10 protein-coding genes are annotated in these 12,536 nt (G+C 64.8%); 3 read left to right on the top strand and 7 right to left on the bottom strand.

Features of this window, described 5'->3' with window-relative positions; translation table 11 throughout:
• Positions 1–29: 29 nt before the first annotated feature.
• From ACFQU1_RS18995 to ACFQU1_RS19005, 3 genes are read right to left on the bottom strand one after another with little or no spacing between them, the layout of a single operon-like run.
• On the bottom strand, positions 30–1,322 hold the full coding sequence (locus ACFQU1_RS18995; protein WP_378135568.1) for a TRAP transporter large permease: 1,293 nt from the start codon (positions 1,320–1,322) through the stop codon (positions 30–32).
• Positions 1,322–1,849: a TRAP transporter small permease gene (locus ACFQU1_RS19000; RefSeq protein WP_378135570.1), complete on the bottom strand. Its 528-nt coding sequence runs from the start codon at positions 1,847–1,849 to the stop codon at positions 1,322–1,324. The genes ACFQU1_RS18995 and ACFQU1_RS19000 overlap by 1 nt, the downstream gene beginning before the upstream one ends.
• A 27-nt stretch (positions 1,850–1,876) precedes the next feature.
• Positions 1,877–2,896, bottom strand: a complete 1,020-nt coding sequence (locus ACFQU1_RS19005; RefSeq protein WP_378135572.1) for a C4-dicarboxylate TRAP transporter substrate-binding protein — start codon at positions 2,894–2,896, stop codon at positions 1,877–1,879.
• A gap of 425 nt (positions 2,897–3,321) precedes the next feature.
• Between ACFQU1_RS19005 and ACFQU1_RS19010 the strand changes: the two genes are divergently transcribed.
• Positions 3,322–5,445 (top strand): acetate--CoA ligase family protein, encoded by a 2,124-nt coding sequence (locus ACFQU1_RS19010; protein WP_378135574.1) that lies wholly within the window; start codon positions 3,322–3,324, stop codon positions 5,443–5,445.
• Positions 5,446–5,685: 240 nt separating this feature from the next.
• On the opposite strand, the gene ACFQU1_RS19015 is transcribed toward ACFQU1_RS19010, so the two are convergent.
• The 3 genes from ACFQU1_RS19015 to ACFQU1_RS19025 all read right to left on the bottom strand — a co-directional run bounded on the left by ACFQU1_RS19015 (position 5,686) and on the right by ACFQU1_RS19025 (position 8,447).
• A complete protein-coding gene (locus tag ACFQU1_RS19015; RefSeq protein WP_378135576.1) occupies positions 5,686–6,516 on the bottom strand; it encodes an enoyl-CoA hydratase/isomerase family protein in 831 nt (276 codons plus the stop codon).
• Positions 6,517–6,620: 104 nt separating this feature from the next.
• Complete coding sequence (locus tag ACFQU1_RS19020) at positions 6,621–7,670, bottom strand: cyclase family protein (RefSeq protein WP_378135578.1); 1,050 nt, start codon at positions 7,668–7,670, stop codon at positions 6,621–6,623.
• Between the two features lie 9 nt (positions 7,671–7,679).
• A complete protein-coding gene (locus tag ACFQU1_RS19025; RefSeq protein WP_378135580.1) occupies positions 7,680–8,447 on the bottom strand; it encodes an enoyl-CoA hydratase/isomerase family protein in 768 nt (255 codons plus the stop codon).
• Positions 8,448–8,674: 227 nt separating this feature from the next.
• On the opposite strand from ACFQU1_RS19025, the gene ACFQU1_RS19030 reads away from it, so the two are divergent.
• Positions 8,675–9,775 (top strand): hypothetical protein, encoded by a 1,101-nt coding sequence (locus tag ACFQU1_RS19030; RefSeq protein WP_378135582.1) that lies wholly within the window; start codon positions 8,675–8,677, stop codon positions 9,773–9,775.
• A gap of 79 nt (positions 9,776–9,854) precedes the next feature.
• Here ACFQU1_RS19030 and ACFQU1_RS19035 read toward each other — a convergent pair whose 3' ends face one another.
• Entirely contained in the window at positions 9,855–11,354 is a 1,500-nt protein-coding gene (locus ACFQU1_RS19035) for a SulP family inorganic anion transporter (RefSeq protein WP_378136763.1), read from the bottom strand.
• 420 nt (positions 11,355–11,774) lie between these two features.
• Between ACFQU1_RS19035 and ACFQU1_RS19040 the strand changes: the two genes are divergently transcribed.
• The gene (locus tag ACFQU1_RS19040; RefSeq protein ID WP_378135584.1) at positions 11,775–12,437 is read left to right on the top strand and encodes a GntR family transcriptional regulator; all 663 of its coding nucleotides are present in this window, start codon (positions 11,775–11,777) and stop codon (positions 12,435–12,437) included.
• Positions 12,438–12,536 lie beyond the last annotated feature (99 nt).

Below are 12,536 nucleotides of genomic sequence, written 5' to 3' on the forward strand. Positions count from 1 at the left end.
CGCCTTCGCCCGCCCGGCAATCTAGCACCCTACCGTTCCATTCCCATGAGCAGGTTGGGCAGGCCGATTGCCAGCACCGGAAACAGGATGAGGAGCGCCAGAACGACCATTTGGGCTGCGAGCATCGGAAGAATGCTGCGTGTGAAATCGGCGACCCTCACGTTCAGGATCCCGCAGGAGATGAACATGAGCGTGCCGACCGGCGGAGTTATCGCCCCGATCGTCAGATTGAGCACGATGAGCAGGCCGAGATGCACCGGATCGATGCCGACCGACAGCGCAACGGGGGCGAGCACCGGCGTCACCAGGATGAGCGCCGCCAGGCTCTCCAGGAACATGCCGAGCACGAGCAGGAAGGCGTTGATGATGACGAGCAGCAGAAGCGGATTGGAAGTGAGCGAGGTGAGGAAAGTCGCTGCATGCGAGGGCAGTTGCTCGAGCGTCATGTAATAGCCGAGCGCATCCGCCGCGCTGATGATGATCATGACGGCGGCGGTCGCCAGGGCCGCTTCCGTCAGGATGTCCACCGCGTCGCTGAGCTTCAGCTCGCGGTAGACGAAGGCGCCGATCAGCGTGGCATAGACCACGATGACGGCACCGGCTTCTGTCGGCGTGAAGAAACCGTAGCGCAGGCCGACGATGATGAAGACGGGAACGGTCAACGCCCAGGTCGCATCGCGGAGGGCCGTTGCGAGCTCCCTCGGCCGCGCCACTCTTGCTCGCACCGGTTGATAGCCTCGGCGCTTGGCGATGGCATGCGTGACGATCATCAGGCTCACGGCGATCAGGAGCCCGGGAATGAGGCCGGCGATGAAGAGCCGCCCGACCGACACATTGGCGAGATAGCCGTAGATCACGAATCCGAGGCCGGGCGGAATGATCGGCGTGATCACCGCGGAGGCTGCAACTACGGCTGCCGCGAAGGGCGGGTCATAGCCGCGCTTGACCATATTGGCGCCGAGGAGCTTCGCCTGCATGGCGGCATCCGCATTGCCGGAGCCGGATTCAAAGCCCATGAGGCCGGCCAGCACGACATTCGTTTGTGCGAGCCCACCGGGCAGATGGCCGACGAGACATTCCGCGAGATTGAGCAGCCGGGCCGTAATGCCCGAGTGATTCATGATCACGCCGGCCAGCGCGAACATCGGGATCGCCACGAGCGGAAAGGAATCGGAGGAATTCAACAGGCGCTGCGCATAGAGGGGCAGCGGCAGGCCGGTCTGGCTGAGAAAGAAGGTGAGTGCTCCGAGCGCGATCGCCACCGCGACCGGCACGTTGAGGAACATGAGGACGGTGAAGACGGCGAGTGGCACGAGGTCCATCAATGGGCTCCCGATCCGCGCAGGCGCCGCACGATGTGCTGCGCGCTGCGGAACGCCATCAGCCCGAAGCCGACCGTCAGGCCGAGATAGTTCACCCAAAGCGGAATGCGCAGGATGCTCGTGAAGGAGCCGGTGCTGGCGAGCGCCTGCTCGGCGCCGAGGAAGGCCGCATAGCAGCAGAAGCCGAGCACGAGGACCTCGACGACGAAGGCCAGCCCCCGCTGAAGTCCCTTGGGCAGGAGCGAGGTCAGGATGTCGACGCTGATATGCAGCCTGCGCCGATGCACTTCAGCCGCCCCGACGAAAATGAGCCAGGAGAAGGCGATGCTCGACACCTCCTCGACCCAGGCGGCCGGTGTGGTGACCACATAGCGCGACAGCACGCCCCAGATGATCGCGCCGGCGAGAACGACGAGCGCGACGATGGCGATGAGCTGTTCGAGTGTCTCGATACGGCGGCCGCGCGTTTTCCCCGGCGCTGCCGTCATGGCGTCCGGCGGCAGCGGGTGGGCATTCTCCAGCGCCATCGGAAAGCTCCAGTGGGGCTTGGGGGCTTAACGGTCGAGCAGGGCGCGAACCTTGTCGGGAAGGCCGGGCGTCCAGCCGGGGTAGTTATCGTAGACCACCTTGGTCGCATCCTTGAAGGCTTGCCTGTCCACATCGGTGATCACTGTCACGCCAGCTTTCTTGTAGAGCTCGATCATCTGCGTTTCTTCTTCCTTCTTCAGCTTGCTCATGTAGTCGGCCGCCTTATTCGCCTCGTCCAGGATGATCTTCTGGATATCGGGGGGCAGCGACTTGAAATAGGTCTCGCTCATGATCACCGGATCCCAGCCGATCATATGGCTGGTCAGCGTGACATATTTCGCCTGTTCGTAGAACTTCGAGGCATACATCGTCGGCAAGGGCGCCTCGAGCAGGTCAATGACCTTCTGCGACAGGCCGGTATAGACCTCGGCGAAGCCGGTGGTGATGGGTCGCGCACCGAACGCCTTGACCATTTCCACATACATCGGCGCAGCGGCTGCACGGAAATTCAGCCCCTTCAGGTCAGCCGGCTTATGGATCGGCCGATTGGCCAGGATCTGGCGCGTGCCGAAGTAATTGTTCCAGGAGATGACGCGGATGCCCTTGGCTTGGAGACGCTTGTCGAGGTCGTTCAGCCAGTCGCTCCCCAGGATCTTCCGGAAATCCTCCGGATTATCCATGAGATAAGGCGCCTGAAGGATGGCCGCGTCCGGCTCGACATCGCCGAGGAACAGGGCATCCGTCAGCTGGATGACATTGGCCCCCTGGCGGACCATCTCGCCGAGGTCCTTCTGTTTGCCGAGCTGGTCGGCCGGATAAACGGTGACCTCGACGCGCCCGTTGGTCGCCTTCTTGATGTTGTCGGCGAGATAGACCATCGCCTTATGCGCCGCGTCCGATGTGGTCAGCGGGTGGCCGAGGCGGATCTTGTACTCCTGGGCGGATGCAGTCGTCGCCGTCATGCCCAGCGCGAGCGCGCTCAAAAGTCCGGCGCTCAAAACCGTGCGTCGCAGCAGCGGCCTGCCGCTCACCTTGCCGAGTTTCATCCTGCTCCTCCCAATGGTTCAGGGGCCTTGCACGGCCCACCGTCTTCTTCCAGCCGGAGCTGATCAGTAGGCTCAACTGTGGCGCAGAACCATTTCGAGCGTCAATTGAAAAGTTTCAATGACGCATCCCTCCGAGGCGCGAATATGAGGCGCGAAGCGGTCTACCGGTTGGCCTGGAAAGCAAGGCCGGCGCTCACCGCTGTAGTCGAAAGCACAGCCCTGCGTCGGACCTGTGGACAAGAGGTCACAGGCAGACGCCATCCACCTATCAAATGGCTTGCGGTTCTGATCGAGCAATGTAAGTTGAAACAATTCAATCGGGCGCTGCAGGGCGGCGGCCCGCGTCTCCGCACGACGCAGGTCGCCTGTCATTGCAGGTAACAGGCCCGTATTCCGGTAGAGAGATCGCAATCCCGCAGGACGATATGCACGCACCCATAGAAGAGCCGCGGTTTCGCGATCTCACCCCGCTTCTGTCGCCCCGTTCCATCGCTATCGTCGGCGCCTCCGAGCAACCGGGAAATCTCGGCGGTGTCGCCGTTCATCTTCTCCAGAAATTCGGCTGTCCGGGCGAGATCTTTCCAGTCAATCCGCGCCGGCCTTCCGTGCACGGCATCGCCTGCGTGCCCTCCATCGCCGATCTGGCTGCGCCGGTCGATCTGGCCATCATCGCGACGGGAGCGGAATCGGTGCCGGCCCTCGTGCGCGAATGCGCGGCGGCCGGCATCCTGCAGGGTATCGTCTGGGCCGGGGGCTATGCGGAGACCGGCCCCGAGGGCGCGGCTTTGCAAGCAAATCTAGTCGCGGCCTGTCGCGAGACCGGATTCACGCTCGTCGGCCCGAACTGCATCGGCATCGTCAATACCGCCATGCCGATGGTGGCGAGCTTCGCCTCTTTCCTCCTCGAAGCCGAGGAGCTGAGACAAGGCGACATCGCCATGGTGAGCCAGAGCGGCGGGCTCGCCACCATGGCGCAGGCGCTCGCCCAGAAGGCTGGCTTCGGCTTCCGCTATATGATCAGTGCCGGCAACGAAGCCGTTCTGACGGCCGCCGACTACATCCATGCGCTCGCCGCGGATTCCGAGGTCAAGGTCATCGCCCTTTACATCGAGGGCGTCCGTGACGGCGCGCGTTTTCTCGCTGCGGTCGAGGCGGCGCGCGCCGCGGGCAAGCCGATTGTCGTTATGAAGGGCGGGGCGACCGTCGAGAGCGCGCGGGCCGCCGCCGCCCATACCGGGGCGCTCGCCGGCGAGAGCCGGGTATGGAGTGCGATCGTGCGCGAGCACGGCCTTATTCCCGTCGCGTCCCTCGAAGAACTGCTCGACGTCGTGCTGTTCCTGAGCAGCACGGATCTCGCCAAGCTTCCCAAGGGCCGGGGCATCGCCGCCATTACCTTTGGTGGCGGCAGCGGCGTGCTCTCGGCGGATCAATGTGCCGTCCACGGGCTGGTCGTCCAGCCGCTCACGCCGGAGACGCGCGAGCGGCTGGCACCGCTCGTGCCGCCGATCGCGTCGATCGCCAATCCGATCGACGTGACCCCCCAGGTCTACAACCAGGACAAGTGGTTCGCGTGTTTCAGCGAGGCGCTCGACGTCATCGCCGCCGATCCCGGCATCGACATCGTCTTCTGCCAGTTCGGGCCGATGTCCCAGCGCGGCAACGAGATCGCGACGATGATCGCCGATCTGCGCGAGCGGACGGGGAAGACCGTCTGCACGGCCTGGCCGCTGGCGCCGCGCGGCGCGCCGGACGTTTTGCGCAGCCGGGGCGTGCATGTCTTCCAGGAATATGAGCGGGCGATCGCCGTGCTCGGCAAGCTCGCCTCGCGCACCCCACGGGAAAGGCGTGCCACAGCCCCTGTAGAGCCGCTCGATTGGACGAGCGCCGGCCCGGTGGGCGAGGGCACCGTCATCTCCGAACACGAATGCCATCGGCTGCTCGCCGCGGCCGGCATCGATGTCGCCAAGGGCCGGCTCGCGACGACAGCGGAGGAAGCGGCGACGGCGGCCCATGCCGTCGGCCTGCCGGTTGCGATGAAGGGGATTTCCGCTGCGGTGACGCATAGGGCGGCGGCCGGGCTCGTCCGGCTCGATCTGCGCAGCCAGGCGGAGGTTGAGGCGGCCTATCAGAGCCTTACCGGCCGGGCGGCGGAGCTCGGGGTGAGCCTCGACGGCGTCTATGTGCAGACCATGATCAAGGGGGGCATCGAGATCATCGTCTCGGCTTTTCGCGATCCCGTCTTCGGCGTGATGGTGTCCTGCGGCGCCGGCGGCAACCTGACCGAGATCATCGACGACGTCACCATCGCCAGCGCCCCCCTCGACCAAGAGGAAGCGGTCGCCATGCTGGAGCGGCTCAGGATCGTGCGCGGCGCCCGCAAGCTCGATCCCGATGCCAAGCTCGCCGACCTTGTGGCTTTTGTGGCCCATGTCTCGCGGGTGGCGATGAGCGTGCCCTGGAGGCGCTTCGTGATCGAGATCAATCCCGTCAAATGGCGATCGGCGGGCGTCACCGCCGTGGATGGCCTGATCATCGTCGAAGAGCCCTGATTGGTCTCACCGGTCATCCCGGGCCGAGCGGAGCGAGGACCCGGGATCCAGAACCGATGCCACTGAACGGTTATTCGCGACGGCTTCCGCCGGCGTTCCCTTCAGATCCCGCATCGGTTCTGGATCCCGGACTCGATGCTGCGCATCGATCCGGAATGACCACAGAGGAGACGACATGACCCCGCAATCGAGGCCACCGTGGCCTCCATTGCGGGATGACGCCGAGTGGCGCGCCTCGCGTCAGCGCAGCTTCCAGACCGGCTTTCTCTTCTCGGCAAAGGCGCGGGCGCCTTCCACGCCGTCGTCCGTCTCGGCGATCTGCTGGTCGAGGTCGCGCGCCAGCGCTGTGAGTGAGGCCGGAAAGGCAGCGCTGAGCCGATAGAGCCGCACGGCGCCCTGCACGGCGAGTGGCGATCCCATCGCGATCATCTCGGCGAGTTTCTCGGCCGTCGGGATGAGCTGATCGCGCGGCACGACCTTGTTGACGATGCCGAGTTGCAGGCATTCCTGCGCGGAGAGCCGGCCGTTGCACAAGGTAAGGAAGGCGGCTGCCGTGCGCGGCAGGGCCTGATAGATCTCGTGCGGCGAGCCGAGCCGGCCGACATTGGTGTGCTGGTCGCCGATCCAGGCATCGTCGGCCATGACGCGCAGCTGGCATTGCAGAGCGATCGAGAGACCGACGCCGACGGCAAAGCCGTTCAAGGCGCAGATCAGCGGCTTGAAGAGCTCTACGTCCTGTGGCTGGCCGCCGCCGCCCCAATGGTAGGTCGGGCTGTTCGGGTCCTCGTGCGGGGTGCGCTTGCCGTCGCCCGCATGCTTGGCGAGAAACTTCACATCGCGCCCGGCGCAAAAGGCCGGCCCCTCGCCGGTGACGATGCCGCAATAGATCTCCGGGTCATTGGAGATGTCGCGCCAGCAGGAGCGCAGCTCGAGATAGGCATAGGTGTGCAGCGCGTTGCGCACCTCGGGCCGGTTGATCGTGACGTAAGCCACATGGCCCTTCTTCTCGTATTTCACGAATTCGAGGTTCTTGGGCGCATTGGCGGGATCGTATGTATTCTCGTATCGCATGGTCTCACCTTGGCTGGCTGGAACGAAAACGACGAATGGCATCCGGCCGCCGACGTGCGACTGGGCCGGGGCGGCGATCGCGCCGCCGACGAAGTCTCGGCCCGTCACACGGTGGCGACTGGCGTGGTGGGCGAGCCGACCGCGCCGGTAAGCCGGAGCGGCGGCGCGGTCAGGAGGAAACGGTGCCGCCGGTTGGCGCGCAGCCACGCGGCGAGCGGCGTCAGATGCCAGAGCTCGCCGATATGGATGCCGAGCTTGAAGAGGCAGTGCTCATGCAGCGGCGCAGCCGCGCAGCACTCCGGCTGCTCGACGGCGGGAAAGCTTTCGACGGCGAAATTGTCGGCGATGAGCACGGACAAGCCGGTGTCTGTGATCCAGTCGAGCAGGCGCTGGTCGCGCCCGTCGAGCACCGCGCAGGCATTGTGCAGGAGGTGCGGATCGGGCGTGCCACCCATCTCCAGGATCATGTCGGCGAAGCCTGTGTGCAGGCACACCATGTCGCCTTCCTCGATCGTGATGCCGTCCTCTTCGATGATGCGCATCACGTCGTCGTAGCGGATGACGGCGCGTTCCCGCCCGACGCGGTCATGGATGTCGATCATCACGCCGCGGCCCTGGACGCAGGTCGGCGCCATATTGCCGATGCCGAGGGCATGGGCGGCCGAGGTCGACTTCGCTTCGAAGACGCCGGAAGCGCCTGCATCCGCCGCATCGCTCGGGCCGACGATGTCGATGCCGCCGCGAAAGCCGTTGTAGTAGCGGGGCTCGGGAATGCCGTCGCCGTCCGCGTCGAACATGAAGCCGACATGGGAGAGCGCATCCCAATGGGTGGAATATTGCGTGTGCAGCACCACCGCATCGTCGCAGATGATGTCCGGCACGCGTGGCCCGTCGTCGGCGGACCTGTAGTTCATGCGGGGCCGGCCGTTGCGCACGGTCGGCCTGAGAACCGGCGGGAAGCGGCTCGGGCTCAGGGCATTGCCGCCGGGATATTCGAGCGGCAGGCTCAGGCAAAAGGTCTTTCCTTCGCGCACCTCCCGCATGGCCGCCATGACCCGTGCGGGCGTGAGCAGGTTGAGCCGCCCGAGCTGATCGTCGGGCCCGAAATCGCCCCAGTTCGATCCTTCCGGACGGCGTATCCAGCGCTCGCTCATGTCCTGTCCTCAGAAGACCGGCTTGCGCTTTTCGACAAAGGCGCGGCGCGCCTCCGCCGCATCAGCGGATTTGCTGAGCTCGGTCGTATAGGCCTGCTCGATGCGGAAGCCTTCGCGCAGATCGAGCCCTTCGACCGTCGCGAAGGAGCTGCGAATGGTGCGCACGGCCGTCGGGCTCTTCGCGGCGATCATCGATGCCACCCTGAGCGCCTCCGGCAGGAGCTCGCCTTCCGGCAGGCAGGCCTCGACGACGCCGAGGCGATAGAGCTCGGCGGCGCTGATGCGCTCGCCGGTCAACATCATGCGCCGCATCTTGGAAGGCGGCATGATGCGCTGCAGAAAGCTCGCGCCGCCACCCTGGCCGACATCGATCTCCGGCATGGCGAAGGTGGCGTTCTCGGCGGCGAAAATCATATCGCAGCAGGCGGCCAGCACGAAGCCGGCACCGAGCGCCGGACCGTTCACGGCAGCGATGACGGGCTTCCTGCTGTCGAAGACGCAGAAGAAGCCGTCGCGGGTGAGCCGGTTGGCGCGGAGATAATCGCCCTCTTCGGCGACCAGCGTCTCCTTCTCCTTGATGTCGGCGCCGGCGCAGAACACCTTACCCCGGGCGGTCAGCACGATGACGCGCACGTCGTCGCGCTCCTGCAGCGCCTCGAAGGTGCGGATGAAAGCCTCGCGCATGTCGCGGCTCAGCGCATTGACGGGTGGTCGCGCCAGCGCGACGACCGCGACATGGGGCGCCGCGATCTCGACCTCGATCATGTCCTGCTGCACGGTTCCTCCCACAAAGGCTCGCTTTTCGGCAGAGCATATCGGCTATTTGAATTGTTTCAATCGCTTTCTGCAAACAGGGACGACAGGAGCCTCAAGGGCCTATTCTACCCGCCTTGACCATCATGAAAGCATTCAATAGCCTGACTGATGCTGTGCCGGGAAATGGCACGCAAGCCTGCGCCGGCGGCGTCTAGGGAGCTGCCGGGCCACGGCAACGGGGGAAATCGATGGCGGATCACGTGAAGATCGCGACGGTGGCGGCGCTCGTCCTCATCGCAACATCCTGGACGCCGGTGTCGGCCCAATCCCTTGCCGATCTCAAGCCCGCGCCGGAACCGCTGGTGCTGCAGCAGCAGGGCAGCTTTTTCGTCGGTGGTCGCAAGATGACCAATCCGCGGACCGGCTGGAGCGAGCTCTCGCCCGATCTATTCGGCTCGCCGCAGGGCGATGTCATGGTCGACCAAATGTATGTGCAGTTCCAGAAGCCGGCGAATGCAGGCAATCACGTGCCGGTTGTCTTCGTGCACGGCTGTTGCCTCAGCGCGAAGACCTGGGAGACGACACCTGACGGGCGCATGGGCTGGTATGAATATTTCACCCGCAAGGGCTATCCCACCTATCTTGCCGAGCAGTCCGGCCGCGCCAGATCGGGCTTCAATACGGTCGGCTTCAACGAGGTACGCGACGGCCTGAAACCGCCGTCGACGCAGCCGCTGGTGCTGATGGCCACCGCCCAATTCGCCTGGCCGATCTTTCGCTTCGGCCCGAAATTCGGCGAGGCCTGGCCGGACCAGCAGTTCCCTATGGACAAGGTGGACGAGCTCTACAAGCAGGTCATCCCCGATCTCATCCTGACGCAGACTCCGGATCTTCTCGCCCAGTTCAGCGATCCGCGGACGAGCGTGCCGACCGTCGACACCATGGCGCAGCTCGCGGAGGACCTCGGCGGCGCCGTTCTCGTCGGCCATTCGCAATCGAGCGGCTTTCCCACCAAAGCGGTGCTCAAGGGCAGGCCGGGCATTCGCGGCATCATTCAGCTCGAGACGGGCTGCTACGGCAATCTCGATGCGGAGCAGGTCGCGGCCCTCGCGAAGGTGCCGATCCTGGTGGTCGTTGGCGATCATTTTTCGACACCGCAACCGCCGCCGGAATGCGTGAAGGAAATGGAGGCGGTGAACAAGGCGGGCGGTGACATGACCTTCATCGCGCTGCCGGACCTCGGCATGAAGGGCAACAGCCACATGTTCATGCAGGACAGGAACAACCTGCAGGTTGCCGACGTGCTCATCAAATGGATCGAGGAGCACGTCGAGCGGCGCAAGAACTAGGGACGCATCGGTGCCCCGATGCGTCCACGGGTCGGCAATCCCCAGCCACCCGTTGTCGCCTGCCGTCAGGGTGCGTCGATCAATGCGCCGCCAGGCGATCGAGGGCGCCGGGCTTGTCGTGAACGGCAAGCCTCTCGACGATCGTCTCGCTTGCTTCATTGAGGCCGACGATCGTCACGTCGGCGCCGCCGCGGCGGAATTTCAGCACGACTGTATCGAGCGCCGCGACGCTCGAAATGTCCCAGATATGGGCGCGCGAGACGTCGATGACGACGCGCGCGACCTTCTCCTTGAAGTCGAAGGCCGATACGAAAGTCTCGACCGATGCGAAGAAGACTTGGCCATCGACCCTATAGGTCCGGGTGATGCCGTCCTCGGAGAGGGAGGACGTGACGCCGACAAGGCGTCCGATCTTCCAGGCGAAGAAGATCCCCGAGAGGAGCACGCCGGTGAGCACCCCGAGCGCCAGGTTATGCGTCGCGACCACCACGATCACCGTCGCCAGCATCACGACGGATGAACTGCGCGGATGAACCACCAGGTTCTTGACCGATGCCCAGTTGAAGGTGCCGATCGACACCATGATCATGACGGCGACGAGGGCGGCCATGGGAATCCGCTTGGCCCAATCGCCGAGCACCACGCAGAGGATGAGCAGGAAGACGCCGGCGACGAAGGTGGACAGGCGGCCGCGCCCGCCCGACTTCACGTTGATGACCGACTGGCCGATCATCGCGCAGCCCGCCATGCCGCCGATGAAGCCGGTGGCGAAATTGGCGATGCCTTGCCCGACGCATTCGCGGTTCTTGTTGCTGGGGGTATCCGTGAATTCGTCGACGATGGCCGCCGTCATGAGAGATTCGAGCAGCCCGACGACGGCGATCGCCGCCGAATAAGGCAGCACGATCTCGAGCGTTTCGAGCGTCAAGGGAACGTCAGGCAGAAGGAAGACCGGCAGGGTGGAGGGCAACTGCCCCATGTCGCCGACGGTGCGCAGGTCGAGGTTGAAGGCGAGCGATATCGCCGTCAGCACGAGGATCGAGACGAGCGGTGAGGGGACCGCCTTCGTCACCCGCGGAAAGAGATAGATGATGGCGAGCCCGCCGGCGACCATGACATAAGTGGCCGAGGGCACGCCGATGAGCTGCGGCAGCTGCGCCAGAAAGATGAGGATGGCCAGCGCATTGACGAAACCCGTCATCACCGACCGCGAGACGAAGCGCATCAGATAGCCGAGGCGCAGTGCCCCGGCCGCGATCTGCAGCAAGCCGGCGACGATGGTGGCGGCGAGGAGATATTGCAGCCCGTGTTCCTTGACGAGCGTCACCATCAGAACGGCGGTCGCGGCCGTCGCTGCGGAAATCATCGCCGGGCGGCCGCCCGCGATCGCCGTGATCACCGCGATCGAGAAAGAGGCATAGAGCCCGACCTTCGGATCGACGCCGGCAATGATCGAGAAGGCGATCGCCTCCGGGATCAGCGCCATCGCCACCACGAGGCCCGCGAGGATGTCGCCGCGGATGTTGCCGAACCATTCGGACCGAAGCTTGAGCAATAGATCGCTGTTCAAGGAAGAAATCTCCAAGCGGACCCCGCCGCCTGGACGAGGGAAACCATAGGATCTGCGGAACAAGGCCGTGTAGATGCCAAGACGAGGGCTGCCGTCACGCGCAGCCGAGGACCGGAAAAGTGCGGTTCAGCAGGCGCGGAAGAAAAGGGGCAGGGTCGACTTACATTGGCGCGGGGGCTCTGAGAATCACGGCAAGATGTTGCTGCATTGCAGCAATTCACTGCATAGCGCCCCAGGCCGGTCGGCGCAAGGGCGGTTGTCGATTTCCTTCACATCCCCGGAAGGCGCTGGATTGCCGCCAAGCTTTTGACGGTCCTGCATTTCGCGACGCGGATCGGGACGCGCCCGGTGGTATGCGCAGACGCAGGCTCGCTTGCGTCCACGCGCGGCTGCGGGCAATGGATGATGGAATCTGGAGTGGAAAATCGCATGGCACGCGCCTCCGATGCGGCCTATGACGCCATCAAGAGCTGGATCCAATCCGCTCAGGTCCCGCCCGGCGGGCTGATCGACGAGGTGGATGCGGCCAAGCGCCTGTCCATGAGTCGCACACCGGTGCGCGAGGCGCTGCTTCGACTGCAGTCCGAAGGCTTCGTCGAGATCGCGCGCGGCCGCGGCATTCGCGTGCTGCCGCTCTCTGCTGGCGATATGCGTGACATCTACCAGGTCATCTCCGGCATGGAGGTCGTCGCTGTGTCGCTGCTCGCCCGCAGTCGGCCCTCGCGTCAGGCGCTCGCCAGCCTCCTCGATGCGACGAGCGACATGGAACAGGCGCTCGAGGCCGGCGAGATCGATCGTTGGGGCGAGGCGGATGAGCGCTTCCACCGCGAGCTGATGCGCCTCTCCGGCAACCGCAAGCTCTATGCGGTCGGCTGCCAGCTGCGCGATTTCGCCCAGCGCGCCCATATGGTGGCGCTGCGTCTGCAGAGTGATGCCTATCGCGCTCGCTCCACCGCCAACCACACCGCGCTCGTCGACATCATTCTCGCGGGCGACAGCCGCGCGGCGGCCGCCCGGCATTTCGACCAGCGCCAGCGCGGCGAGGAGGCGCTCATCGGCATCGTCGAGAAATTCAACCTCGCCAATCTCTGACTCCTCCAAATATATTTGTTGATATATGTAATCACCCGTCCTAACCTCTCGGCAAATGGGGCGGGCCAGCTGGCCACGTCCCGGAGGAAAGCCCAAGGT

This window comes from Chelatococcus sp. GCM10030263 (genome assembly GCF_042666455.1).
Taxonomy (GTDB): domain Bacteria; phylum Pseudomonadota; class Alphaproteobacteria; order Rhizobiales; family Beijerinckiaceae; genus Chelatococcus.